The 24,720-nt window shown below is 69.3% G+C and carries 21 protein-coding genes; 11 read left to right on the top strand and 10 right to left on the bottom strand.

Translation table 11 applies throughout. The features are described from left to right. The first annotated feature begins 73 nt into the window (after nt 1-73). From ST3T6A_RS0114755 to ST3T6A_RS0114730, 6 genes are all read left to right on the top strand, one after another. Nucleotides 74-1,624: an NADH-quinone oxidoreductase subunit M gene (locus tag ST3T6A_RS0114755; RefSeq protein ID WP_019833716.1), complete on the top strand. Its 1,551-nt coding sequence runs from the start codon at nt 74-76 to the stop codon at nt 1,622-1,624. A 4-nt stretch (nt 1,625-1,628) separates the two neighbouring features. After that, a complete protein-coding gene (gene nuoN / locus ST3T6A_RS0114750; protein WP_019833715.1) occupies nt 1,629-3,068 on the top strand; it encodes an NADH-quinone oxidoreductase subunit NuoN in 1,440 nt (479 codons plus the stop codon). A gap of 94 nt (nt 3,069-3,162) precedes the next feature. After that, on the top strand, nt 3,163-3,879 hold the full coding sequence (locus ST3T6A_RS0114745) for a biotin--[acetyl-CoA-carboxylase] ligase (protein WP_019833714.1): 717 nt from the start codon (nt 3,163-3,165) through the stop codon (nt 3,877-3,879). 4 nt (nt 3,880-3,883) lie between these two features. Continuing rightward, the gene (locus ST3T6A_RS0114740; protein ID WP_019833713.1) at nt 3,884-4,675 is read left to right on the top strand and encodes a type III pantothenate kinase; all 792 of its coding nucleotides are present in this window, start codon (nt 3,884-3,886) and stop codon (nt 4,673-4,675) included. 9 nt (nt 4,676-4,684) lie between these two features. Then, the gene (locus tag ST3T6A_RS0114735) at nt 4,685-6,325 is read left to right on the top strand and encodes a ribonuclease J (RefSeq protein ID WP_019833712.1); all 1,641 of its coding nucleotides are present in this window, start codon (nt 4,685-4,687) and stop codon (nt 6,323-6,325) included. 54 nt (nt 6,326-6,379) lie between these two features. Next, nucleotides 6,380-6,652 (top strand): DUF1467 family protein, encoded by a 273-nt coding sequence (locus ST3T6A_RS0114730; protein WP_019833711.1) that lies wholly within the window; start codon nt 6,380-6,382, stop codon nt 6,650-6,652. Nucleotides 6,653-6,800: 148 nt separating this feature from the next. On the opposite strand, the gene ST3T6A_RS20315 is transcribed toward ST3T6A_RS0114730, so the two are convergent. Beyond that, nucleotides 6,801-9,158, bottom strand: a complete 2,358-nt coding sequence (locus ST3T6A_RS20315; protein ID WP_162140544.1) for a hypothetical protein — start codon at nt 9,156-9,158, stop codon at nt 6,801-6,803. A 52-nt stretch (nt 9,159-9,210) separates the two neighbouring features. Between ST3T6A_RS20315 and ST3T6A_RS0114720 the strand changes: the two genes are divergently transcribed. The 4 genes from ST3T6A_RS0114720 (at nt 9,211) to ST3T6A_RS0114705 (ending at nt 13,301) form a co-directional block, all read left to right on the top strand. Further along, entirely contained in the window at nt 9,211-10,428 is a 1,218-nt protein-coding gene (locus tag ST3T6A_RS0114720; protein WP_019833709.1) for a hypothetical protein, read from the top strand. Between the two features lie 130 nt (nt 10,429-10,558). Next, nucleotides 10,559-10,744: a hypothetical protein gene (locus ST3T6A_RS0114715; protein WP_162140543.1), complete on the top strand. Its 186-nt coding sequence runs from the start codon at nt 10,559-10,561 to the stop codon at nt 10,742-10,744. Between the two features lie 122 nt (nt 10,745-10,866). Next, nucleotides 10,867-11,925, top strand: a complete 1,059-nt coding sequence (locus tag ST3T6A_RS0114710) for a DUF2336 domain-containing protein (protein WP_019833707.1) — start codon at nt 10,867-10,869, stop codon at nt 11,923-11,925. Next, entirely contained in the window at nt 11,919-13,301 is a 1,383-nt protein-coding gene (locus ST3T6A_RS0114705) for a sensor histidine kinase (protein WP_019833706.1), read from the top strand. The genes ST3T6A_RS0114710 and ST3T6A_RS0114705 overlap by 7 nt, the downstream gene beginning before the upstream one ends. Nucleotides 13,302-13,378: 77 nt before the next feature. On the opposite strand, the gene ST3T6A_RS0114700 is transcribed toward ST3T6A_RS0114705, so the two are convergent. Both ST3T6A_RS0114700 and gltX read right to left on the bottom strand, forming a co-directional pair. After that, entirely contained in the window at nt 13,379-14,665 is a 1,287-nt protein-coding gene (locus ST3T6A_RS0114700; RefSeq protein WP_019833705.1) for a citrate synthase, read from the bottom strand. A 61-nt stretch (nt 14,666-14,726) separates the two neighbouring features. Next, entirely contained in the window at nt 14,727-16,190 is a 1,464-nt protein-coding gene (gene gltX, locus ST3T6A_RS0114695) for a glutamate--tRNA ligase (protein ID WP_019833704.1), read from the bottom strand. A 156-nt stretch (nt 16,191-16,346) separates the two neighbouring features. Here gltX and ST3T6A_RS0114690 point away from each other — a divergent pair, with 156 nt between their 5' ends. Beyond that, entirely contained in the window at nt 16,347-18,416 is a 2,070-nt protein-coding gene (locus ST3T6A_RS0114690; RefSeq protein WP_019833703.1) for a ComEC/Rec2 family competence protein, read from the top strand. A gap of 9 nt (nt 18,417-18,425) precedes the next feature. Here the strand turns inward: ST3T6A_RS0114690 and lexA are convergent, their stop codons facing one another. The 7 genes from lexA to ST3T6A_RS0114655 form a co-directional block, all read right to left on the bottom strand. Continuing rightward, the gene (lexA, locus tag ST3T6A_RS0114685; RefSeq protein WP_019833702.1) at nt 18,426-19,091 is read right to left on the bottom strand and encodes a transcriptional repressor LexA; all 666 of its coding nucleotides are present in this window, start codon (nt 19,089-19,091) and stop codon (nt 18,426-18,428) included. 85 nt (nt 19,092-19,176) lie between these two features. Continuing rightward, the gene (locus ST3T6A_RS0114680; protein WP_019833701.1) at nt 19,177-20,364 is read right to left on the bottom strand and encodes a molybdopterin molybdotransferase MoeA; all 1,188 of its coding nucleotides are present in this window, start codon (nt 20,362-20,364) and stop codon (nt 19,177-19,179) included. Then, on the bottom strand, nt 20,361-20,837 hold the full coding sequence (gene moaC, locus ST3T6A_RS0114675) for a cyclic pyranopterin monophosphate synthase MoaC (protein WP_019833700.1): 477 nt from the start codon (nt 20,835-20,837) through the stop codon (nt 20,361-20,363). The genes ST3T6A_RS0114680 and moaC overlap by 4 nt, the downstream gene beginning before the upstream one ends. Further along, nucleotides 20,834-21,625, bottom strand: coding sequence for an indole-3-glycerol phosphate synthase TrpC (gene trpC / locus ST3T6A_RS0114670; protein ID WP_019833699.1), 792 nt, complete (start codon nt 21,623-21,625; stop codon nt 20,834-20,836). Before trpC ends, moaC begins: the two co-directional genes overlap by 4 nt. Continuing rightward, nucleotides 21,625-22,620, bottom strand: coding sequence for an anthranilate phosphoribosyltransferase (trpD, locus tag ST3T6A_RS0114665; protein ID WP_019833698.1), 996 nt, complete (start codon nt 22,618-22,620; stop codon nt 21,625-21,627). The genes trpC and trpD overlap by 1 nt, the downstream gene beginning before the upstream one ends. Continuing rightward, complete coding sequence (locus tag ST3T6A_RS0114660) at nt 22,617-23,216, bottom strand: anthranilate synthase component II (protein WP_019833697.1); 600 nt, start codon at nt 23,214-23,216, stop codon at nt 22,617-22,619. The genes trpD and ST3T6A_RS0114660 overlap by 4 nt, the downstream gene beginning before the upstream one ends. Nucleotides 23,217-23,281: 65 nt before the next feature. Then, on the bottom strand, nt 23,282-24,664 hold the full coding sequence (locus ST3T6A_RS0114655; RefSeq protein WP_019833696.1) for a methyl-accepting chemotaxis protein: 1,383 nt from the start codon (nt 24,662-24,664) through the stop codon (nt 23,282-23,284). Nucleotides 24,665-24,720: the final 56 nt, after the last annotated feature.

Below are 24,720 nucleotides of genomic sequence, written 5' to 3'. Positions count from 1 at the left end.
CGTCCGGCGCTGGCCGGGATCGAGTTCAACCGCCGGACCTGGGTCCCGGCTTCCGCCGGGGAACGATAACACAATGAATCAGCTCGGTTTCCCAATCCTGTCGATCATGCTGGCGGTGCCGCTCGTTGCGGCGCTCTGGTGCCTGTTCGCGCCCGGCGAGGGCGAGGCCAAGGCGCGGAGCGCCCGCGTTACCGCGCTGGCCGCGAGCCTCATCGAGCTTGGCCTCGGCATTGCGCTGTGGGCCAATTATGAGATCGGTGGCGCGCGCTGGCAGTTCATTGAGCGGGCGGACATCTTCGGCCGCTTCTCCTGGGCGCTTGGCATCGACGGCATCGCGCTGATGCTGATCATGCTCACCGTCTTCCTGGTTCCGCTCTGCATTCTCGCCTCGTGGACCTCGATCACGAAGCGCGTGCCCGAATATATGGCCGTGTTCCTCCTCACCGAGCTGCTGATGCTCGGCGTGTTCGTGGCGCAGGATCTGTTCCTGTTCTACATCATGTTCGAGGGCGGCCTGATCCCGATGTACATGATCATCGGCATCTGGGGCGGCGCGCGTCGGATCTACGCGAGCTACAAATTCTTCCTCTACACGCTGCTCGGCTCGGTGCTGATGCTGATCGCCATGCTCTACATGGCGCAGACGGCGGGCACGACCTTCATCCCATCGCTGATGGCGTTCAACTTCTCGTCGCAGGCGCAGCTCTGGCTGTTCCTCGCCTTCTTCGCCTCCTTCGCGGTCAAGATGCCGATGTGGCCGGTCCACACCTGGCTTCCCGACGCGCACGTCGAGGCGCCGACGGCGGGTTCGGTCATCCTGGCCGGCGTGATGCTGAAGCTCGCGGGCTATGGCTTCATCCGCTTCTCGCTGCCGATGTTCCCGGAGGCGTCGGCCCATTACATGTGGCTGATCTTCGCGCTGTCGATGATCGCGACCGTCTACACCTCGCTCGTCGCGCTGGTGCAGAAGGACATGAAGAAGCTGATCGCTTACTCGTCGGTCGCTCACATGGCACTTGTCACCTTCGGCCTGTTCGCCTTCAACCGGCAGGGCGTCGAGGGTGCGTTGATGGTGATGCTGGGCCATGGCCTCGTGTCGAGCGCGCTCTTCCTGTGCGTGGGTGTCGTCTATGACCGCCTGCACACCCGCGAGATCGCGCGTTACGGCGGCGTCGCCACCAACATGCCGGCTTACGCCACCTTCTTCCTGTTCTTCACCATGGCGTCGGTGGGCCTGCCGGGCCTCTCCAACTTCCCCGGCGAGTTCCTGTCGATGATGGGCACCTATGAGATCTCGTCCTGGGCGGCCTTCATCGCGGTGACGGGCATCATCACGGGCGCGGCCTACATGCTGTACCTCTACCGCCGCATCTGCTTCGGCCCGCAGACCAATGCGGACGCCGCCGCTATGCCTGATCTCGACAAGCGCGAGTGGCTGGTGCTGGCGCCGATCGCTGCCGCGGTGCTGTGGATGGGCGTCTATCCGGAGAGCTTCCTGGCGCCGATGCGTGCCGACGTGGGCGCCCTGCTGGAGCGTATCCACCCGGCCGCCCCGGCCAGCGACGCCGCCCTGACGGCGCCGCACGCCGCGCCTGCCGCTGCCGCCGTTGCCGGGGAGCGTTGAGATCATGAGCTATATCGAATCCTTCTCGCTCTCCCTCCCGGAGATCATTCTTTCCTTCGGCGCGATCGTGCTGATGCTGGCGGCCGCCTGGATGGGCGACAAGGCTTCCAAGGCGATCTGCTGGGTCAGCGTGCTGTTGCTGGCCGCCGCCGGCCTGGCGTTGCTCGGGCCGTCGGGCTCGGCGGGGCTGGGCTATGACGGCCTGTATGTCGCCGATCCTTTCGCAGCGTTCGCCAAGCTGCTGATCTATATCGGCGCGGCGGTCGCGATCCTTGTCGCGCCCGGCTTCTTCAACCGCGAAGGCGAGATGCGCGCCGAATATCCGGTGCTGATCCTGCTCTCGGCGGTCGGCATGGGCACGATGGTGTCGGCGGTCGACCTGCTGACGCTCTATGTCGGCCTCGAACTCCAGAGCCTTGCCGCCTACGTCCTCGCGAGCTTCCTGCGCCGCGACGACCGCTCGGCGGAAGCGGGCCTGAAGTATTTCGTGCTGGGCGCGCTCGCCTCGGGCGTCCTGCTCTACGGCATCTCGCTGCTCTACGGCTTCTCGGGCACCACCAGCTTCGTCGGCGTCGCCGCCGCGATGAAGGCGAGCATGGGTTCGGGCCTGCTGTTCGGCCTGGTGTTCCTGCTGGCCGGCCTTGCCTTCAAGATTTCGGCCGTGCCGTTCCACATGTGGACGCCGGACGTGTACGAAGGCTCGCCGACGCCGGTGACGGCCTTCTTCGCCTCGGCCCCGAAGGTCGCCGCGATGGCGCTGACCGTCCGCGTGGCGATCGAGGCGATGGGCCCGGCGACGGGGGAGTGGCGCCAGATCATCATCTTCTGCGCGCTGGCCTCCACCATCCTCGGTGCGGTGGGCGCGATCGGGCAGACCAACATCAAGCGCCTGCTGGCTTACTCGTCGATCAACAATGTCGGTTTTGCCCTGTTCGGGCTCGTCGCTGGCACCGCTTACGGCGCGTCGGCGGTGATGACCTACATGACGGTCTATATCGTGATGACGCTGGGCAGCCTGATCTGCGTTCTCCAGATGCGGACTGCCGACGGCACGCCGACCGAGCAGATCGCCGCGCTTTCGGGCCTGTCGCGCACGCGTCCGGCGCTGGCGGCGGCGTTCGCGGTCTTCATGTTCTCGCTGGCCGGCATTCCGCCGCTGTTCGGTTTCTGGCCGAAGTTCATGGTGTTCGACGCGCTGGTGCAGGTCGGCATGTGGCCGCTGGCCATGATCGGCATCGCGACCTCGGTGATCGGCGCTTTCTATTACCTCAAGATCGTCAAGACGATCTACTTCGATGAGCCGGCCGAGGCGTTCGCGCCGTCGCGCTCGACGATCGAGGGCGTGCTGATCGCGCTGGCGGCGCTGTTCGTCTCGCCGCTGGGCTACCTCGTGATCGGGCCGCTCGGCCGGATCACGCTGAACGCCGCGAACGCGCTGTTCTGATCCGTCTGACGCATCAGGGCCTCTTAGTGGACGGGGATCCGGTTTTCCTGGGCAACCAGGATGCCGGGTCCCCGTTGCTATATGGGGTAAGCCTATGACGATGCTCGATATCCGCACTGTGGCCGAGACGGCGTCGACCAACGACGACGTGGCGGCGCTTGCGCGGAGCGGGGCGGCCGAGGGGCTATGGTTGCGCGCCCGGCGCCAGACGGCAGGGCGCGGCCGGCAGGGAAGGGCGTGGGAGTCCCCCGAGGGCAATCTCTTCGCGAGCACGCTGGTGCGCGTCCGTTCCTGCGAATCGCCCGCGCCGACTCTCGCGCTGGTCGCGGCCGTGGCGCTGGCGGAGGCGGTCGAGGCCTATGGCGTCGACGCCATGCTCAAATGGCCGAACGACCTGCTCGTGGACGGCGCCAAGCTCTCCGGCATCCTGCTGGAACGCGCCGGCGACGCGGTGGTGATCGGCTTCGGCGTCAACCTGGCGCATCACCCGACCGGGCTCGACCGCGCGGCCACGAGCTTCCCGGCGCTGGTCGGCACCGCGCCCGATCCCGACCAGTTCGCCCATACGCTCGCCGAGGCCTTTGCGCGCTGGCTGGGCCGCTGGCGGGGCGAGGGGCTGGCTCCGGTGCGCGCCCGCTGGCTGGAGCGCGCCCACCCCGTCGGCAGCGCGCTGACCGCGCGGCTCCCTGACGGTAGCAGCCTCGACGGCCTGTTCGAGGGGCTGGACGAGGGCGGCGCGCTCAGGCTCCGCTTGGCGGACGGGGCGAGCCATGTCATTCACGCCGCCGATATCTTCCTGATCCGGGACTGAGCGCATGCTGCTTGCCATCGACGCCGGCAATACCAATATCGTCTTCGCGCTGGTGGCGCAGGACGGCGACGCGCCCGTGATCCGCACCCGCTGGCGCATCGCCACCGATCCGCGCCGCACCGCCGACGAATATGCCGTCTGGCTGCATCAACTCCTCGCGCTCGAAGGGCTCGAGCGCAGCATGGTGAGCGCGGTCATCATCTCCACCGTGGTGCCGCGCGCGCTCCACAATCTGGAGGTGCTGGCGACCAAATATTTCGGCGTGGAGCCTCTGATCGCCGGCCGCCCGCCGATGAGCTGGGGCATCACGCTCGACGTGCCCGAGCCGCACACGGTGGGCGCGGACCGGGCGGTCAACGCGATCGCCGCCCATGCCCTGCATCCCGGTGACAAGATCGTGATCGACTTCGGCACCGCGACCACGTTCGACGTCGTGGACTATTCGGGCGCCTACAAGGGCGGGATCATCGCGCCGGGCATCAACCTGTCGCTCGATGCGCTGGTGGCCGCCGCCGCCAAGCTGCCGCGTATCGCGATCGCGGCGCCCGAGAAGCCGGGCGTCATCGGACGCACCACCGAAGATCAGATGCTGATCGGCATCTACTGGGGCTATATCGCCATGATCGAGGGACTGGTTGCGCGCATGCGGGCGGAGATCGGCCGGCCCGTGAAGGTGGTGACCACCGGTGGGCTGGCCTCGCTATTCGACAAGCATACATCGGTGTTCGATGCCATCGAACCCGATCTCACCATTACCGGCCTGGCGATGATGCATCGCCGTTTGCCGCGGACTTAAGGATTATTGATGACCAAACCCGGCGACGAGCTCCTGTTCCTGGCCCTTGGCGGCTCGGGGGAGATCGGCATGAACGTCAATCTCTATGGCTGCCGCGGCAAGTGGCTGATGGCCGATCTCGGCCTCAGCTTCGCGGACCCGGCCTATCCCGGCATCGATGTGGTGCTGCCCGATCTCGCCTTTATCGAGGAGTGGCAGGAGGACCTGCTCGGCCTCGTCGTGACGCACGGGCATGAGGATCATATCGGCGCGATCCCCTATATGGCGCTGGACCTTGGCGTGCCGATCTACGCTACGCGCTTCACCGCCGGCCTGATCCACGCCAAGCTGGAGGAAGAGGGCCTCACCGACCGCGTGACGGTGAAGATCGTGAAGGAAGGCGAGCCGCTGAAGCTCGGGCCGTTCTCGGTGGAGTGGGTGCCGCTCGCGCACTCGATCCCCGAGATGAACGCCCTGCTGATCGAGACGCCCTATGGCCGCGTCTTCCACACCGGCGACTGGAAGCTCGACGAGAACCCCGTGATCGGCCAGCCGAGCGGCGCGGAGGCGCTGAAGGCGATCGGCAAGAAGGGCGTGCTGGCGCTGATGGGTGACAGCACCAACGTATTCAATCCGGAGCCGTCGGGCTCGGAATCGAGCGTGCGTGCCGATCTGGAGCGTTTCGTCGGCGCGGCGGAGAAGCGTGTCCTCATCACCACCTTCGCCTCCAACGCCGCCCGCGTGCAGACGCTGGGGCAGGTGGCGGTCGCGACCGGGCGGCAGGTCTGCGTCGCGGGGCGGTCGCTCGATCGCATCATCAAGATCGCCAAGGCGGCGGGCTATCTGCTCGATTTCCCGCCGACGGTGGACTTCGACGAGGCGATGCGGCTGCCGCCCAAGGATGTGATGATCATCGCCACCGGCGGGCAGGGCGAGGCCCGCGCCGCGCTCAGCCGGATCGCGCATGACAGCCACAAGCTGAAGCTCTCCGAGGGTGACACGGTGCTGTTCTCGTCCAAGCAGATTCCCGGCAACGAGGAGGCGATCGGCATCGTCCAGAACGCGCTCGCCAGCCGCAACATCCGCATGGTGACGGAGCGGCAGGCGCATATCCACGTCTCGGGCCATCCGGGACGGCCGGAGATCGAGGCGCTCTATGGCTGGCTCAAGCCCGAGATCGTCGTCCCCGTCCATGGCGAGCGCCGCCACATGGCCGAGCATGCGCGCTTTGCCGCCTCGCTCGGCGTGCCGCGCACGCTGGTGCAGGTGAATGGCGATGTCGTCCGCCTCGCGCCCGAGGGGCCGAAGATCGTCGGCCATGAGCGTGCGGGTCGCCTCGTGCTCGACGGCGACGTGATCCTCTCGGCCAACGGCACGACGATGAACGAGCGGCGCAAGCTCTCGGCCAACGGCCTCGTTTCGGTTGCCATCGCGGTCGACAAGTCGGGCAGGGCCAAGGGCCGCCCGCAGATCGCCGTGCAGGGCCTCCCCGTCGAGGAGGACCGCGAGGACTTCATCGAGGACGCCGCCGAAGCCGCGCTCGACGCGCTCGCTTCGGCCCCGCGCGACGAGGCCAAGCTGCGCGAGGCAATCCGCCTCGGCGTCCGCCGCCGCGCGACGGCCTGGACGGGCAAGAAGCCCGTGGTCGACGTCCTGCTGCTGCGGGTGTAGCCTTCATCCCCGAAAGGGCCGCGCGGACGGTCCTTTCGGGGAGGCACAGGCCGAATGCGCTGGTTTTCGCTCGTCGCGATCTATTTCCTGTTCTGGTTCATGGCGCTGTTCGTCGTCCTGCCGTTCAGCGCGCGGACGGCGGAGGAAGCGGGCGAGACGCCGGTGATCGGCCATGCCGAGAGCGCGCCGCACGATTTCCGCCCGTGGACGGTGGTGTGGCGGACCAGCCTGGTCGCGGCGGTGCTGCTGGCGGCGTTCTGGTTCGTCCATGCCGAGGGCTGGATCGACGTGCAGATTTCCTCGGCTGCCGCAGGGCGCATTCCTTAAGTCTCGCCCCACATACATCCCCGTCACTCCGGACTTGATCCGGGGTCCAGCTAACCTTCGACGAACGCAAGGAAGAAGCGGGATCCCGGATCAAGTCCGGGATGACAAAAGGGGCCGGCAGGGGCTCTCCCGCCGGCCTTTTCGCGTATCAGGAGCGCAGGCGCGCAATCGCCTGGGCGAGGGCGACGTAGAGCTTGCCCATGTCCGACGAGAGCATGATGACGGCGTGCGTAGAGCCGTCGCGGGTCGTCAGGATCGGGCGGAGCAGCGCCTCGAAATCGTGGATGTAGCGGTTCACCTGCTCGCGGAACTCGGGGTCTTCCTCGTAATGGCGGGCGATTTCGCGAGCTTCGCCATTCTCGATCAGCTTCACCGCGCGGCGGGTGAACACCCCCCGGTCGCCCCGCAGATAGGATGCCCAGGCGCCGTCGGTGGCTTCGTTGGAGAGCAGCTTGGTGACGTCGATCGCCGTCGAGTTCAGCGAATCGATGAGGAGCGCCACGCGCCGCGAGAAATTGTCGCGATCGGCATTCTCGACCGTCGACTTGCCCTCGGCGATCTGGGTGTCGACCGAGGCGCTCGTCTCCGCGATGCGGCCGAGTTGTTCTTCCAGCCGTGCGGTTGCCGAGCGTGCGGCCTCGACCGCCGCTTCGGACACCGCCGCGACGCGCGCGATCTGTCCGTCGACCTGATCGGCGACTGCCTGCTCCAGCGCCTTGCGGCCGGCATCGCCCAAGGCCTCGGCGCTGCGCGGGATGATCGTGCCGAGCGCCTCGCGGGCGCGCTCGGCGGCCTGCGTGGCGGTCTCGCGGACGCGGATCAGCGCCTCGACCAGCTTGGGCGAGGTGGCGTTGGCGAGGTTGATCGCCTCGCGGTCGACCTGCCCGATCGCTTCGCCGAGCGTCGTCGTGCCCTCGCGGGCGGCGGCGAGGCGCTGGTCGATCGCGTCGGCCAGCGTGTCGATCGCGGCGCGGCGCTCGTCGAGCGCGATGCGGGCGGCGTCGAGCGCGGCCGAGGCGGCGCGGGCGGCCTCGTTGAGGCGCTCGGCCTCGGGGCCCGCCGAGGCAACCAGCTCGCGGCTGCGCGTGGCCTGGCTTTCCAACTCGGTAAGGGCGGCGGGCAGCGTCTCGCCCAGCTCCGTCACGCAGGCGGCTATCGCGCCGCGCAGCGTCTCGGCGCGATTGATGAAGGTGGTGGCGGCCGTGCCGCCATCGTTGAGCGAGGCCATGACGCGCTCGATATGGCCACCCAGTTCGCCCAGCGCGCCGCCGAGCCGCTCGGTGCGGGCGCGGCCGGTCTCGTCCAGCTCGGCGAAACGCGCCTCGACATGGGCGAGGCCGCGCTGGATGCGCTCGATCATCGAGGTGCCGAGGCCGTCCTGGCGGGCCAGCGCGTCGGCGGCCTGCTGGGCGGCGGCTTCGGCGGAGGTCTGCGCGCGGTCGATCATCGCGTTGATCGCCTCGCCCTGCGCGATGATGCCCTCGCGCGTGCGATCGACGGCGGCGGTCGCGCGTTCGAGCACGCCGTCGACCGAGGTGGTCATGCGGTTCGACGCATCCTCGATGCTGCGGGCGGCGACTTCGCTGGCGCCCGAGATCTGCGAAATCTGCGCGGAGAGGCGATTGGCGGCGCCGGACGTGCCGTCCTCGGCATCCTTGGCGCGCGCGGTGAGGCTGGCGAGCGTCGCGTCGAGCGCGGCGGCCTGCTCATGCGCGCCGACGCCGGCGGTGCGGATGCGCTCGGCGAGGCTGCGGGTCTGCTCCTCGGCGCGCGGCAGGTCGGCGAGCAGCACGCCCATGTCGACGCGCGCGGTGCCGGCGGCGGCATCGAGGTCGCGCGTCTGGCGGCCGAGCTCGGCGATCTCGCGGGCGATCTCCTCGGTCGCTTCGCGGAGCTTCAGCGAGGTCTGGTCGGCGAGCAGCAGCAGGCGGTCAGCCTGTTCGGCCACGGCGAGGCGATCCTCGGCGAGGCGGCGCGAGGCGAGCCCCAGCACCGCATCGAGCGCCAACGATTCCATGCGGACCGAGCGCGCCACATCGGCGAAGCGCTGCGCCTCGCGGGCGGAGTTGCGCTGCCACAGGATCAGCAGCGCCGCGATCAGCGCGAGCGGCCCTGTGGCCATGCTGATCCCGCGCACCACATCGCCGAGCGCGAGCGGCCCCGAGCCCAGCCCGTTCAGTGCCAGCCCGACCACGGTTGCGATCCAGGCGAAGGCGGCGACGCTGAACAGCGCCAGCACCATCTTCTCGCCGGTCGTTGCCGGTGGCGGCCCGACGGCCTCCTCGCCAGCGAGATCAGCCTCCGCGATGCCCGGCATCGAATCGGCATGGGAAGACACAGGCGCCGCTACGGACTCCTGGTCGTCGGACTGAAGCGGTGTACCCGCCCAATAGGCCCCCCTGTTCATGGTGGCCTTCTTACACCCAAGCGCCGCCGGTGGAATAGTCACGCCGACGCGGGTCGGGCACGGATTGGCGAGCGGATCGTTGCGCCAGCGGGTTGGCATTCGGGCTCGCACCCGTCTATCCCGGCTTCATGCGTTTTTGGGGAGTTGAGGCGTGGCGCTGGCAGCGTTGATCGCGGCAGTGCGCGAGGCGGAGGATGGCAGCGGGCTGGTGGGCACGCTGTCGGTCGCGGGTCGTACGTTGGTCGAACGGCAGGCGCGGCTCGCCGCCGCCGCTGGGGCGAGCCATGTCGTGCTTTTAATCGAGCGGTTGCCGGCGGGCCTGACCGGGGCGATCGACCGGCTGCGGCGCGACAACATCACCATCGACGTCGCGCGCAGCGCCGGCGATGCGGCGGATCGCTTCCATCCCGACGAGCGCGTGCTTGTCTTCGCGGATGGCGCGGTGGTCGGCCATGAGGCGATCGCACGGCTGGTGGCGGGGCCTGCGCCCGGCTTGCTGACCATCGGCGAGGGCGGCGGCTCCGGCGGGTTCGAGCGAATCGATGCCGGCGCGCACTGGGCGGGGCTGGCGCTCGTCTCGGGCGACACATTGCGCAAGACGGTCGCCATGCTGGGCGACTGGGATCTGCATTCGACCTTGCTGCGCCGCGCGGTCGGCTCTTCAGCGCGACGGGTGGACATCGCGGACGGGGCCGGGCTGGGCGAGCCGTTCCCGGCGATGCTGGTGCGTTCCCGTGCCGGCGCGCGCGCCGCGACCGAGGCGAGCTTCGCCGTCGATCGTGAGGGCGAAGGCTGGCCGGCGCGGCTGATCTACGGGCCGCTCGCGCGGGCGATCTCCGGTGTCATCCTCGATCGGCCGATCGAATCCCGCTGGTTGCGCTGGGGCGGGATCGGGGCTGCGGCCATCGCCGTGCCGATGCTGTGGCGGGGCTGGCTGGCGGCGGGGCTGCTGCTGCTCGTGCTCGGCGCGCTGCTCGATGCGACGGGGCGGCTGCTCGCCTCGCTGCGGCTGTCGCCGGGATCGGTGGAGGACCGGGTCGCGCTGGCGCGGGCCGGGGCGATGGGGCTCGGGCTGCTGGCCTTTGCCTGCCACAAGGCGAGCACCAACCCCTCATCGCTGGTGCTCGGCATCGGCACGGTCGCGGTGATGGCGGCGATGGCGCGGGAACGGCTGGCGTTGCGGCTTCTCGGGGATGGCCTACGCTCGCCCGGCTGGACGGCGGATGTGGATGCGCTGACGCTGCTCTTCATTCCCTTCGTCTTCGTCCAGCAGACGCTGGCCGGGCTGGCGGTGCTGGGCCTCTATGCGGCCGCCTCCTTCGCCGTCACCCAGCATCGCCTCGTCCGGGCGGCGCGAGCAAAGGCCTGAGTCTTAGACTTCTGGATTATTTGTATTCCACCGGATGTTAACTATGCCGTCCCATGCTGGCGGAGCCCACGGATGAGGGGGAAGCATGCTGGGGTCCAAAATCCTGTCACGGATCTTGTCGCGGCCGCTGATGCTGGAGGACGCGGTGCTGCCGACGCAGGGTACGGCCGAGCTTCTCGCCGAACTCCGCCGCACCAACGCGCAGGCTCCCGGCCGCATCTGCATGAGCTGTGGCCAGCGCTCGCAGCGTGCCGAGGTGGATGAGGGCGATCATTGGCGCTGCTCCTGCGGGGCGGAGTATCAGCTGATCTCCTGACCGCCGGCCCTGTTCGCATTTTCCAAAGCGGTGCGTGCCGTCCCGCGCGCGTCTCCCGAGCGGCGATCGCCGATCCGGTTGCTTAGGCGGATTTTAACGACGTGGGGCTAAGCGCTGGTATCATGTTCGCGACGCAGACAGGTTCGACCATCCCCACCGTAGCGCTTCTTGCCGCTGCGCATGAGGCGGAGGCGCTGCTCGGCGATCGCGTCGCGGCGGCCGGCGTCGAGCTGTCCCGCCCGCCATCCTTCGGCATCGACGACGAGACGCGTGCGCGCTCCGGCCTGCTGATCCGCGCCGCGATCTACACGGCCGAGCTGGCGCTGCGAGCCGCCGAGCCCGCGCTCGACACGGGCACGCCCGGCCTGCTGGCGGATCGCTTCGTCTCGGCGGGGTTGCTCGCGCGCTCGGGGCTTGCGGCGGCGGCATTGCTGCGGGCCGAGGAGCATCGGCTGGCCGCGGCGCTGGTGCGCGGCGCGAGCGAGGTCGAAGGCCCCGGCGCCCACAGGCTCGATCCCATTGGTGGCGAGTTCGCGAGCGAGAGCTTCGCCGTCCGCGCGGCCGAGGCCGCCCGCACCGAGCGCACCGGCGATCCGCTGCTGCCGCTCCACGATCTTTCCGCCGAGGATCGCCACGCGCTGTTCTGGCAAGTGGCTGCCTGCCTCGCCGATCATCTGCTCGCCGAGGGCGCCGCGGAGGATGCGCTCCACCGAACCGCCGCCGCCGCCGTGGCGCGCGCGCTCGCCGCGATCGACGAGGGCGAGGGCATCGCGCCCGCCGCCATGCGTCTCGCCCACAGCCTCTTCACGGCCGGCGAGCTGGACGATGCCCTGCTCGCGGGGACGCTGGCGGCCGGCCGGGTGGCGAGCCTCGCGGCGCTGCTCGCCGTCCGGGCCGGCATCGGCTTCGACGATGCGCGCGCGATGCTCACCGATCCGGCGCGCTTCGCCGTGCTGCTGCGCGCCTGCGATGTCGAGCGCGGGATCGCGGCGGCGATGATCCTCGCGCTGGCGCTCGGCCTCGATCGAGGCTTCGGCGCGGACCCGGCGGAGACGGCGGCCACGCTGGTCGAGGCCTATGCTGGCCTGCCGGTCGACATCGCGCGGGCGGCGGTGCGGCGGACCCGGCTCGACCTTCATTATCGCGATGCGCTGGCGGCGCTGGCGGGACGGCGATGCTGACGCCCGACGACAGCCCGGTCCGCGGCCGCGTCGACGGCGACGGCCGCCTGATCGCGGCGGACGCGGCGCTGGCCGACCTGCACGCGCGCGCCGGGGGTGGCGAGGGCGGGCCGCTCGCGGTGCCGCAACTCGCGGCGCTGGCCCGGTTGGTGCGGCGGCTGGGCATCCCGGTCGCGCGCTCCGTGCTGGCGGCGGACGGCGAGGAGGATCTGGACCTCTGGGTCCGCGCGGCTCCCGAAGGCGACGAGGTATCCTTCACCATCGCGAGCTGGACGCGGCGGCTGGCGGCGGCGCCCCTGCCTTCCGCGCGCCCGTCTGCACGTGACGCCGATTTCCTGCGCGTCGACGCCGACTGGTCATGGGACAGCGATGCGGCGCTGCGCCTGATCGCGCTTTCGTCCGAAGGGATGGCGGCGCTGGCGGCCGATGGAGCCGGGCCCGCGCTCGGCGATCCTCTGACGCGGCTGTTCGTGCTCGATGAGGCGCCGTCCGGCGGCCTGCCGCTGCTCGACGCCCTGGCGCAGCGCCGCCCTTTCGACGAGCAATATGTCACGCTGCGCGGCACCGACCGGCGCTTCCGGCTGGCCGGGGTGCCGGTGCTGGACGCGGCCGGCGAGGTGACGGGATTCCGCGGCGGCGGCTTCGCGCTCAATGGCCATGTCGTGCCCGATCTGCATCCCGTCAGGCCGGCCGAGCTGCAGGGGGAAGGAGGCAGCGCCTTCGCCCGCCGGATCGAGACCGCACTGCGCAAGCCGTTGCACCGCATCGTCGCTGCCGCCGAGCAGATCCGCGAGCAGGATGAAGGCCCGGTCCGCGCCGATTACAACGCCTATGCCGGCGACATCGCCCATGCCGGCCGCCACCTGCTCGGCCTGATCGACGATCTCGCCGATCTGGAGGCGGTGGAGGGCGCCGACCTGGAGGTCGAGAGCGAGGCGCTCGACATGGCGGACCTTGCCCGCCGCGCGGCGGGGCTGCTCTCGGTGCGCGCGGACGACAAGGATATGCGGATCGAGCAGCCCGATCTTGCCGAGGCGCTGGGTGCGATCGGCGATTTCAAGCGCTCGCTCCAGGTGCTGCTCAACCTGATCGGCAACGCGGTGCGCTTCGGGCCGGCGGGCTCGACGGTGCGCGTGTCGGTGGAGAAGCGCGGGGACGTCGCGGCGGCGATCGTGATCGATCAGGGCGACGGCATCGCGGACGGGAACCGCGAGCGCGTCTTCGACAAGTTCGAGCGGTTGAGCACGCGCGAGCCGGGTGCGGGCCTCGGCCTCTACATCTCGCGCCGGCTGGCCCGCGCCATGGGCGGTGACATCACCATCGAGGACGGAACCGAGCCCGGCGGCCGCTTCGTCTTCACGCTTCCCGCTGCCTGACGCGGCTTCCTGCTCAGGCCAAAAGAAAAGGGCGGCCGCATCGCGACCGCCCCTTCCGTTTCGAGCCCTAAGGCCGATCAGCGCTGGCTGACGGGCACATAGTCGCGCTGCGTCGGGCCGGTATAGAGCTGACGCGGGCGGCCGATCTTCTGGGCCGGATCGGTGATCATCTCGTTCCACTGCGCGACCCAGCCCACGGTGCGGGCGAGGGCGAAGAGCACGGTGAACATCGTCGTCGGGAAGCCGATCGCCGACAGGATGATGCCCGAGTAGAAGTCCACGTTCGGGTAGAGCTTCTTGTCGATGAAGTACGGATCGTTGAGCGCGATATGCTCAAGCTCATGCGCCACGTCGAAGATCGGATCGGTGACGCCGAGCTTCGTCAGCACTTCCTTCGCCGTCTTCTGCATCACGGTCGCGCGCGGATCGTAGTTCTTGTACACGCGATGACCGAAGCCCATCAGGCGGAACGGATCGTCCTTGTTCTTCGCGCGGGCGATATATTCGGGGATGCGGTCCGGCGTGCCGATCTCGCGGAGCATGTTGAGCGCCGCCTCGTTCGCGCCGCCATGCGCCGGGCCCCACAGGCAGGCGATGCCGGCCGCGATGCACGCGAACGGGTTGGCGCCCGACGAACCGGCGAGACGCACGGTCGAGGTCGACGCGTTCTGCTCATGGTCGGCGTGGAGGATGAAAATCTTGTCCATCGCCGCTTCGATGACCGGATCGACTTCATACTCTTCCGCCGGGACCGAATAGGTCATGCGCAGGAAGTTGCCGGTGTAGCTGAGGTCGTTCTTCGGATAGACGAACGGCTGGCCGACCGAATATTTATACGCCATCGCGGCGATCGTCGGCATCTTGGCGATCAGGCGGTGGCTGGCGATCTCGCGCTGCACCGGATCGTTGATGTCGGTCGAGTCATGATAGAAGGCCGACAGCGCGCCGACCACGCCGACCATCACCGCCATCGGGTGCGCATCGCGACGGAAGCCGCGGAAGAAGGTCGAGAGCTGCTCGTGCACCATGGTGTGGCGCGTGATGGTGTTGTTGAAGGTCTTCAGCTCGTCGGCCGACGGAAGCTCGCCCTTCAGCAGCAGATAGGCGACTTCCATGAAGCTCGACTGCTCGGCCAGCTGGCCGATCGGGTAGCCGCGGTGGAGCAGCACGCCGGCATCGCCGTCGATATAGGTGAGGCCCGACTGGCAACTCGCCGTCGAGGTGAAGCCGGGATCGTAGGTGAACACATCCGCATCGGCATAGAGCTTGCGGATATCGATCACGTCCGGTCCCACCGTGCCCGACATGAGCTTGTAATCGAAGCTCTTGTCGCCGAGCGCCAGCTTGGCGGTGCCGTCAGCCATTTCTTCTTCCTCCAATATGGACACCACGGAGGCCCGGGACCGGGCTTGTGGCGCCGTCAGATCAAGCTGCCGTTGCCTGGTCGGCGAGGCGCGCAAGGCTTTCCTCCCGGCCAAGCAGCAACAGCACGTCGAAGATGCCGGGCGACGTCGTTCGGCCGGTGAGCGCCGCGCGAAGCGGCTGGGCCACCTTGCCGAGACCGACGCCGGCCTCTTCGGACACACCACGTACCGCCGATTCGAGCGCTTCGGCCGACCACTCCATGGGCTCCAGCGCGCGTGCCGTAGCGGCAAGCAGAGACGCACCTTCACCCGAAAGAAGGGCTTGGGCACGGTCATCAATATCTAGGGGGCGAGTGCGAAAAAGAAAAGTCGCACCCTCCGCCAATTCCATCAAATCCTTGGCACGAACCTTCAAGACAGCCATGCTGCGACGCAAAAGATCGCGATCTTTTTCAGTGAGTTCGCGGCCGACTCGGGTTTCGACCATCGGCGCGACCAGATCGGTGAGCCGTTCGTCCGTCGCGGCGCGGATGTAATGGCCGTTCAGATTTTCGAGCTTCTTCTGATCGGTGCGCGCGGGCGAGCGGCCGATGCCGGCGAGATCGAAAATCTCGACCGCGCGTGCCCGGTCGATGATCTCCTCGTCACCGTGGCCCCAGCCGAGGCGCAGGAGGTAGTTCGAAAGCGTCTCCGGCAGGATGCCCATCTCGTCGCGATAGGCCTCGACGCCGAGCGCGCCGTGCCGCTTGGAGAGCTTGGCGCCGTCCGGTCCGTGGATCAGCGGTACATGGCCATAGGTCGGCACCGGCCAGCCCATAGCACGGATGATGCCGAGCTGGCGGAAGGCGTTGTTGAGATGGTCGTCGCCGCGAATGACGTGGGTGACGCCCATGTCATGATCGTCGACCACCACCGCCAGCATATAAGTCGGCGTGCCGTCCGAGCGGAGCAGGACCATGTCGTCCAGCTCGGAATTGCGGACCGTCACCTGGCCCTGGACGATGTCGTCGATGGTCGTCTCGCCCTCGGTCTCGGCCTTGAGGCGGACGACGAAGGGCGCGCCCTCCGGCGCCTCCTTGGGATCGCGGTTGCGCCAGCGGCCGTCATAGCGGAGCGGGAGCTTGTTGGCGCGCTGCTGCGCGCGCATCTCTTCGAGCTCCTCGGCGGTGGCGAAACATTTGTACGCATGGCCGCGCTCCAGCAGGTCGAAGGCGACCTCGGCGTGGCGGCTGGCGCGGGCGAACTGGTAGACCTCGTCGCCGTCCCAATCGAGGCCGAGCCACTTCATGCCGTCGAGGATCGCGTCGATCGCGCCCTGCGTCGAGCGCGCGCGATCGGTGTCCTCGATGCGCAGCAGGAACTTGCCGCCGGTGTGGCGCGCCCAAAGCCAGTTGAAGAGCGCGGTGCGGGCGCCGCCGATGTGGAGATAGCCCGTCGGCGAGGGCGCGAAACGGGTGACGACCTGGCCGGGCGAGCCCGCCGATGCCGATGGAGTACCGTTGATGTCGTCGTTGCTTGCGCCCACGCGCACTTTCTCCAAGCTGGCCCCATGGGGGATGTTGCCGGCGGCCCTAGCATAGCGTTTCCGGGGCGACAAACCGCCCTGAAATCAGGTGCTTATCGCGCCTGCTCGGCTCTGTCCGCGCGACTCGAAGCCTGGCTGGAGGCGGAACGCGAACAATTGCCGCTCTGGTTGCCGGTCGGGCTGGTCGCGGGAGTGGCCGCGTGGTTCTGGCTGCCGTCCCCGCGGGCATGGTGCGGCTTCCTGCTGGCGATGGCGGCCGTGGCGCTTTCTGGCTTTGCTTTCGGGCGGGGTGGACGGGCAGGGCGTGCGCTCGCGATCTTCGCGCTGGCGGCGGCGGCCGGTTGTGGGCTGGTGTGGAGCAAGGCCGCATGGAACGGCGGTGGAGGAGGGCTGGCCCGTCCCGAGGTTGTCCACTTCACGGGGGCGATCGAACGGGTCGAGCCGCTGCCGGCGCGCGAGGCGGTGCGGCTGCTGCTCCGTCCGACGAAGGGAGCGGGGCTGCCGGCGCGGGTGCGCGTGACGATCGCAGAGGACAAGGCGCCGGCGGGGCTGCTGCCCGGCGCTGAGGTCGTGTTGCGCGCGCGACTGGTGCCTCCTCCCTCAGCCGCGGTGCCGGGCGCCTATGATTATGCGGCGGTCGCGTGGTTCCAGGGCATCGGCGCGACCGGGCGAGCGCTGGAGCCCGTGCGGCTGGTCGCGCCCGCGCCGTCCGGCGGACCTTCGCAATGGCTCGCGGATGCACGCATCCTGCTCACGCGGCATATTCTCACGCAGCTTCCCGGCGGACGCGGCGGCGTGGCAGCGGCGCTCATCACCGGCGACATGGGGGCCGTCACCGAGGCCGATAATCAGGCTTTCCGAAACTCCGGCCTCGCGCACCTCCTGTCGGTGAGCGGCCTGCACCTGACGGCGGCCGTGGGCGCGACGATGCTGATCGTGCTGCGCCTCCTGTCGCTGAGCCCCTGGCTGGCGCTGCGCGCGCCGCTGCTGCTGATCTCCGCGGGCATCGGCGCGGCGACGGGCATCGCCTATACGCTATTGACGGGCGCCGAGGTGCCGACCGTGCGTTCGCTGATCGCGGCGCTGGTGGTGCTGGGCGGCATGGCGCTCGGCCGCGAGGCGATGACGCTGCGGCTGGTCGCGGCGGGCGCATTGCTCTGCGTGCTGGTCTGGCCGGACGCGGCGGCGGGGCCGAGCTTCCAGCTCAGTTTCGCCGCGATCCTGTCGATCGTGGCGCTTCATGAGCTTCCATGGATGCGGCGGACATTCGAAGCGCGGGAGGAGGGCTTCCTGCGCGCTCGGACCCGCGAGCTTGTCGCGCTGCTGCTGACCGGGCTCGTGGTCGAAGCCGGGCTCGCGCCGATCGCCATCTTCCACTTCCACCGCGCGGGCCTTTACGGGGCCGTTGCCAACATCGTCGCCATCCCGCTCACCACCTTTGTGATCATGCCGGCGGAGGCGCTGGCGCTGCTGTTCGATCTTGTCGGCTTGGGGGCGCCTTTCTGGTGGATCACCGGCAAGGCGCTCGGCCTGCTGCTGGGGATCGCACATCATGTCGGCAGCCTGCCCGGCGCGGTGACTTTCGTGCCCACCATGTCGCGCACGGCTTTCGCGCTGACCATGGCGGGGGGATTGTGGCTCGCCCTGTGGCGGACGAAAGCGCGACTGCTCGGCCTGACCGCCATGGCGGTGGGCCTCGCGATGACGCTCTGCGCATCGCCTCCCGATATCTTCATTACCGGTGACGGCCGCCATCTCGCGGTTCGCGGAGAGGATGGCCGCATCGCGCTCCTGCGTGAGCGGACGGGTGATTATGTCCGCAGCACCTTGTCCGAGCTTTCCGGCCGCGACGGGGATGAGGCGATCACGCTCGACGAATGGCCGGGCGCACGCTGCAACCCGGATGCCTGCGCGGCGACGCTGATCCGGGATGGCCGCTCATGGCGCCTGCTCGCCACGCGCAGTCCCTATCGGATCGACCGATCCGCGATGGAGCCCGCCTGCGCCGCCGCCGACATCGTCGCGAGCGAGCGCCGCCTGCCGGACTGGTGCCGCCCGCGCTGGCTCAAGGCCGATCGGAGCTTGCTCGAACGAACCGGCGGCATCGCGATCCACTTGCGCCGGGCGGCCATCGACAGCGTCGTTGGCCTGGAAGGGGATCATCCCTGGACCATAGCCGCCAGACCGGACCCGCAAGCCTCGGCCTCGCGGCGGGAAGGGGATTGAGCCGATCGCTCAGTACCGGCGGAGAAGCCCCGCGAGGCGGCCCTGCACGCGGACCTGATCGGCCTTGTACCGCTGCGGCGAATAGACATGGTTGGCCGGATCGAGCCGGACCATCTGCCCTTCGCGCCGGAAATATTTGAGCGTCGCTTCCGCCTCGTCGATCAGCGCCACGACGATCTCGCCGTCGCGGGCCGTCTCGGTGCGGCGGATGAGCGCATAGTCGCCGTCGAGGATGCCGGCCTCGATCATCGAATCGCCCGACACTTCCAGCGCATAATGCTCGCCCGGACCCAGCAGCGCCGCGGGGACGGACAGGCTCGACAGGCCCTCCATCGCCTCGATCGGCATGCCGGCCGCGATGCGGCCGTGGAGCGGCAGCTCGATGACGCTGTCATTGGCCGCGACCGGGACATTCGGCGCGGGCGCGGACTGGATCGAAGCCGAGGGCGGCGCGATCGTGCGCTCGGGCATCCGCACCACCTCCAGCGCGCGGGCGCGGTTGGGCAGGCGGCGGATGAAGCTGCGCTCCTCCAGCGCGCGGATCAGCCGGTGCACGCCCGACTTCGACTTCAGATCGAGCGCATCCTTCATCTCCTCGAACGACGGCGAGACGCCGGTCTCGTTCAGTCGATCATGGATGAAGCAGAGAAGCTCATGTTGCTTGCGCGTCAGCATCTGCGGTCCCCGAGCAAAATGGCCCCGTAAAAGGAACGGACAGAGAACGTGTAGGCAACCGCGAGGAACCTGTCAACGGCCTCGTTCAGTCCAGAATGAGCATTTCCGCAGAGTCGCCCGCGCGGGCGGCTGGGGCATGAGGCGCCCGGACGATCAGCCCGTCGGCGGCGGCGAGCGCCACCATCGCGGCGGAGTCCTGCCCGTCGGGGGCATAAGCGCGGCCCTCCTCGATGCGGGCGCGCAGATAGTCCTGACGCGGGCCGTTGGCGGGGAGATCCACGCCCAGCGGCAACAGGCGGGCGGAGGGCAACGGGTCGGCCGCGCCGCCCAGCCGCGCGATCAGCGGGAGCAGGAACAGGCGCGCGGTGACATAGCTCGACACCGGATTGCCGGGCAGGCCGAGGATGACCGCGCCGCCGAGCTTGCCTGCCAGCAGCGGCTTTCCCGGCTTCATCGCGACGCGCCAGAAATCGAGAGCCGCGCCGGCCTTCTCCAGCGCCGGACGGACGAGATCGCGGTCGCCGACCGACACGCCGCCGGTGGTGACGACGACGTCGGCCACCGAGGTGGCCGCCTGGAAGGCTTCGGCGATGGCGTCGAGATCGTCGCGCACGATGCCCCGGTCGAGCACCTCGGCGGGCCGGCCGGCAAGGAGCGCCGCCAGCATCGCCGCGTTGGAGGCGGGGAGCTGCGCGCCCGATAGCGGAGCGCCCGGTGGCACCAGCTCGTCGCCGGTGGAGATCAGCGCGATCCGCGCGCGGCGGCGGACGGGGAAAGTGCCGTGGCCCCCGATCGCGGCGAGCCCGACATGACGGGCGGTGAGGGCGGTGCCGGCGGAGACGAGGATCGTGCTGGCCGCGAAGTCCACCGCGCGGGGCCGGACATTGCCGCCCTGCCGGAGCGGCCCTTCGCCGGACATGCGCAGTTGGTCGCCGTCGCGCTCGGCTTCTTCCTGCACGAGCACGCTGTCGGCGCCTTCGGGCATGGGGGCGCCGGTGAAGATGCGGACGGTCTCATGGGCGCCGAGTGGGCGGCCGAAGCCGGCCCCGGCCGCGCTTTCGCCGACAACCGTCCAAGGGCCGGGGCGCTCGGCATAGCGGATCGCATAGCCGTCCATGGCGGAGAGATCGAAGCTCGGCTGGTCGCGCAGCGCCGCGATGTCGCGGGCGGCCCAGCGGCCGTTGGCCTCCACCAGAGGGGCCTGTTCCTCCGGCAGCGGCGCGGCGAGCGCGAGCAGCCGCGCCTGCGCTTCCGCGACCGGCAGCAGGCTCACGGCTCGGCCCGCCAGTCGCCCGAGCGGCCGCCCGACTTGGCGAGCAGGTGCACGCCACCGATCGTCATGCCGCGATCGAGCGCCTTCGCCATGTCGTAGATGGTGAGCAGCGCCACCGAGACGGCGGTCATCGCCTCCATCTCGACGCCGGTGCCGTGGGTGGTGCGCACAGTGGCGGTGGCCGTGACTTGCGCGTCCTCCACCGCGAGATCGAGCGTCACGCCCGAAATGGGAAGCGGGTGGCAGAGCGGGATGAGATCGGCCGTGCGCTTAGCCGCCATGATGCCGGCGACGCGGGCGACGGCGAGCACGTCGCCCTTCTTCACCGCGCCGTCGCGGATGGCCTGCGCGGCCTCCGCGGACATGGCGATATGGCCGGTGGCAGTCGCCTCGCGCGACGTCGCGGGCTTGGCCGAGACATCGACCATGCGCGCCGCGCCGTCCGCGTCGAGGTGGGTGAGGCCGCCGGTCATGCGCCGGTCAGCAGCTTCCGGGTGGCGGTGGTCACGTCGGGCTGGCGCATCAGTGTCTCGCCGACGAGGAAGCGGTGGACGCCCGCCGCCGCCAGCCGATCGAGATCGGCTTTGGTGGCGAGGCCGCTCTCTGCGACGATCTGGGTGCCCTCGGGCATGCGCTTCGCCAGAGTCTCGGTGCGGCCGAGATCGACGGTGAAGTCGCGCAGGTCGCGATTGTTGACGCCGATCAGGCGGGACTTGAGCTTCAGCGCCCGCTCCAGTTCGGCCTCGTCATGGACTTCGACCAGCGAGTCCATGCCCTGCTCGATCGCGGCGGCCTCGATTTCGGCCATCTGCGCGTCGTCGAGCGCGGCGACGATGATGAGGATCGCATCTGCCCCGATCGCGCGGGCCTCGGCCACCTGCCACGGGTCGACCATGAAGTCCTTGCGGATCGCGGGCAGCGAGCAGGCCTCGCGCGCGGCGATCAGGAAGGCCTCGTCGCCCTGGAACCAGGGCTTGTCGGTCAGCACCGAGAGGCAGGCCGCACCGCCTGCCTCATAGGCGCGGGCATGGGCGGGGGGATCGAAATCCTCACGGATCAGGCCTTTCGACGGGCTCGCCTTCTTGATTTCGGCGATCAGGGCGTGGCCGGTCTTGGCCTTCTCGGTCAGCGCCGCCGCGAAGCCGCGCGGGGCGGGCAATGCGCGGGCTTGCGCCTCCATGTCCGTAAGCGAGATGACGGCCTTACGGCGGGCGACCTCCTCTCGGGTGGCTTCGAGGATGCGATCGAGAATGGTGCTCATCAGTAAGCGATCCAGCGCTGCAGCAGGCCGTCGGCGGCACCGCTGTCGAGGGCTTCGGCGGCCATCGCGGCGCCATCCGTCCAGTTGTCGACCTTGTCGGCCACGATCAGCGCGGCGGCGGCGTTGAGCAGCACCGCATCGCGATATGGGCCGCGCTCGCCGCGCAGCAGCGCCAGCAGTGCCGCGGCATTATAGGCCGCGTCGCCGCCGCGCACGGCGGTCAGCGGATGCGGCGCCACGCCGACATCGGCGGGGAAGACATGCTCCTCGCGATCCCCGCACGCGCCGATGCGGATCACCCGGCTGCCGCCCGCGATCGAGAGTTCGTCGAGACCCTCGTCGCCGGCCACGATCATCGCGCTCTCGGTGCCGAGCAGCGACATGGCCTGCGCGACGGTGGGAAGATAATCGGTGCGCGCGACGCCGATCAGTTGGCGGGTCGTCCGCGCCGGATTGCAGAGCGGGCCGATGAGATTGAAGATCGTCCGCCGCCCGATCGCCTTGCGTACCGCCGCGAGGCGGCCGAGCGCCGGATGGTGCTTCTGCGCGAAGAGGAAGGCGATGCCGAGTTCGGCCAGCGTCTCTTCCGCCGTGGCGGAAGCGCGGTCGAGATCGAGGCCCAGCGCCTCCAGCGTGTCGGCGGCGCCGGCCTTGGACGAGGCGGCGCGGTTGCCATGCTTGGCGACGGGCACGCCGGTGGCCGCGACCACGATCGACACGGCGGTGGAGATGTTGAGGCTGTGCGCCCCGTCGCCGCCGGTGCCGCAGACGTCGATGGCGCTTGTCGGCGCCTTCACCTCGATCATGCGCTCCCGCAGCGCGCGGGCGGCGGCGGCGATCTCGATCGAGGTCTCGTCGCGCAGCGTCAGGCCGGTGAGGAAGGCGACGATGGCCTCGTCGGGCACGCGTCCGTCGAGGATGTCGGCGAAGGCGACCTCCGCCGTCTCGAACTCCAGCGGGCTCGACGGATCGGGGAGCAGCGCCAGCTCGCTCATGCCGTCACACGCTCGCGCACGGGGATGCCCGCCAGCCGCATGAAGTTGGCCAGCATCGCATGGCCATGCTCGGTGGCGATGCTCTCCGGATGGAACTGCACGCCGTGGATGGGGAGCGTCCTGTGGCGGAAGCCCATGATCGTGCCGTCCTCGCTGCGGGCGTTCACCACCAGATCGGCGGGCAGGTCACCCTCCTCGACGATCAGCGAGTGATAGCGCGTGGCGGTGAAGGGCGAGGGCAGGCCCTCGAAGATGCCGGTGCCGTCATGGGTCACGAGGCTGGTCTTGCCGTGCATGAGCTGCCGGGCGCGGGCGACGGTGCCGCCGAACTGCTGCCCGATCGCCTGATGGCCGAGGCAGACGCCCAGCAGCGGCTTGCCCTCCTTCGCGCAGGCCTCGACCAGCTCCAGGCTGATCCCCGCCTCGTTGGGCGTGCAGGGGCCGGGCGAGATGAGGAAGGCCTCCGCCTTGCTCGACATGGCCTGGCCGACGCCGATCTGGTCGTTGCGCACCACCTCGACGGCGGCCCCCAGCTCCTGGAAATAGTGGACGAGGTTCCAGGTGAAGCTGTCGTAATTGTCGATGACGAGGATCATGATCCCCGCGACTTAGCGCAGGGGAGGATTAGCGCAAGGGACGGCGTGGTTTTGCCGCCCCAAGCTCAGCCTTGGTCCTGATAGGCGAGCTGGAGGATTCCCCAGTGCTGCCCGGCGATATGCACCGAGGCGATCACCTGCTTGAGCAGCATCACGCCGCCGCCCGCGACCGGCCGGCGATAGGCCTTGATGAGGAAAGGCTGGACCGTCTTGCACTGCGCCCGCTGGTCCTCATAGTCGAAGAACTGGAGGTTGCGGCTATATTCGCTGTTCCAGGCGGGATCGTCCGGGCGGCGGGGCTGCGAGCGTTCCGGCATCTGCACCGCGCCATAGGTGTTGCGGTCCGTCATCGTCATGCCGAAGAAGCCGGTGAGCTTGCGCGCCTCCTCCTGATGCGGGCGGATCGCCGCGACCAGCGCGGGCACGATCGGATGCTCGAACTGCGCGGGATCGCTGCCGGGGACGGGGCGATACTGCTCCGACATCGCGTCGGCGAGCGTCAGGCGGCCGGCGGCGATCTCCGCCTCGATCCTGCGGGCGACGTCCGCGACGACGCCGGTGGCGAAGCGGATATAGGGCGTGTCGGGAATCTCGACCTCGCTCTCCGCGATATATTGGAGCAGCACGTTGGTGTCGTCGCTGACGCTGCTCAGCAGGCGGCTGAGCTGGGTGAGGTCCGACGCATTGTCGCCCGACGTGGCGTTGAGCGCGCCGATGCCGCCCCGCACGCCCGAAACGGCGCCGACGATCGATTCCATGCTGCGGGCGACCGCGTCGTTGTCGTCGCTCAGACCCATCATCAGCTCGCGCAGCTCGTCGACCATGGTCTCCATCTGGCGGGTGCCGGTCTGCGCGGCGCGGGCCTTGTCGACACCGCTCTCGATGCGGAAGAGCATCGTGTCCGCCTCGCCGGTCAGCGCGCGGACGGAGAGGTCGATCTTCTGGGTGGCGGCGGCGGTTTCGAGCGCGAGCTTCTTCACCTCCTGCGCCACCACCGCGAAGCCGCGCCCCGCATCGCCCGCGCGCGCCGCCTCGATCGTGGCGTTGAGGGCGAGGAGGTTCACCTGACCCGTGATGCGGCTGATCGCCTCCGTCACCTGCGCCACGGAGGCGAGTGCGGCGTTGAAAGCGCCGAGGCCCGCGTGGATGTGGCTCACCTGCTCGATCAGGTCGACCACGTCGGCGCTGGCGGCGGAGAGTTTGCGCGTGGAATTGTCGATCACGTCATGCGCGGCGGAGGCTTTTTCCTTGGCCTCGCGCGCGGCGACGGACACGGCCTGCTGGTCGCGTTCCAGCCGATCCGTATCGACGCCGATGCGTTCCACCGTGGCGGCCTGCTCCGTCACACGCTCGGCCAGAGCCGCGATGTTCGCCTGAAGATCGAGCGTCCGGATGCCCAGATCGCCCGACAGCTTCGCAGCCTTGCGCACGGTGTTCGCGAGATTCATCTGCCATGTGCCCCAACAAGATAGGGCATCATGGCGAGGCATCGGCTAAAACAGAG

This window comes from Sphingomonas sp. PR090111-T3T-6A (assembly GCF_000383095.1).
In the GTDB taxonomy this organism is placed as follows: Bacteria; Pseudomonadota; Alphaproteobacteria; order Sphingomonadales; family Sphingomonadaceae; genus Solisphingomonas.
Note: the sequence above shows the minus strand (reverse complement) of the source record. Positions and strands in the feature narration are given on the sequence as shown.

Coding starts and splice junctions, on each gene's coding strand:
- ST3T6A_RS0114660 (WP_019833697.1), bottom strand. CDS start 23,216: ATGATCCTCGTCATCGACAATTACGACAGCTTCACCTGGAACCTCGTC.
- moaC (WP_019833700.1), bottom strand. CDS start 20,837: ATGACCGGCGGCCTCACCCACCTCGACGCGGACGGCGCGGCGCGCATG.
- ST3T6A_RS0114710 (WP_019833707.1), top strand. CDS start 10,867: ATGTTCGCGACGCAGACAGGTTCGACCATCCCCACCGTAGCGCTTCTT.
- ST3T6A_RS0114735 (WP_019833712.1), top strand. CDS start 4,685: ATGACCAAACCCGGCGACGAGCTCCTGTTCCTGGCCCTTGGCGGCTCG.
- lexA (WP_019833702.1), bottom strand. CDS start 19,091: ATGCTGACGCGCAAGCAACATGAGCTTCTCTGCTTCATCCATGATCGA.
- nuoN (WP_019833715.1), top strand. CDS start 1,629: ATGAGCTATATCGAATCCTTCTCGCTCTCCCTCCCGGAGATCATTCTT.
- ST3T6A_RS0114715 (WP_162140543.1), top strand. CDS start 10,559: ATGCTGGAGGACGCGGTGCTGCCGACGCAGGGTACGGCCGAGCTTCTC.
- ST3T6A_RS0114705 (WP_019833706.1), top strand. CDS start 11,919: ATGCTGACGCCCGACGACAGCCCGGTCCGCGGCCGCGTCGACGGCGAC.
- ST3T6A_RS0114730 (WP_019833711.1), top strand. CDS start 6,380: ATGCGCTGGTTTTCGCTCGTCGCGATCTATTTCCTGTTCTGGTTCATG.
- ST3T6A_RS0114740 (WP_019833713.1), top strand. CDS start 3,884: ATGCTGCTTGCCATCGACGCCGGCAATACCAATATCGTCTTCGCGCTG.
- ST3T6A_RS20315 (WP_162140544.1), bottom strand. CDS start 9,158: ATGCCAACCCGCTGGCGCAACGATCCGCTCGCCAATCCGTGCCCGACC.
- ST3T6A_RS0114745 (WP_019833714.1), top strand. CDS start 3,163: ATGACGATGCTCGATATCCGCACTGTGGCCGAGACGGCGTCGACCAAC.
- ST3T6A_RS0114700 (WP_019833705.1), bottom strand. CDS start 14,665: ATGGCTGACGGCACCGCCAAGCTGGCGCTCGGCGACAAGAGCTTCGAT.
- trpC (WP_019833699.1), bottom strand. CDS start 21,625: ATGAGCACCATTCTCGATCGCATCCTCGAAGCCACCCGAGAGGAGGTC.
- ST3T6A_RS0114755 (WP_019833716.1), top strand. CDS start 74: ATGAATCAGCTCGGTTTCCCAATCCTGTCGATCATGCTGGCGGTGCCG.
- trpD (WP_019833698.1), bottom strand. CDS start 22,620: ATGAGCGAGCTGGCGCTGCTCCCCGATCCGTCGAGCCCGCTGGAGTTC.
- ST3T6A_RS0114655 (WP_019833696.1), bottom strand. CDS start 24,664: ATGAATCTCGCGAACACCGTGCGCAAGGCTGCGAAGCTGTCGGGCGAT.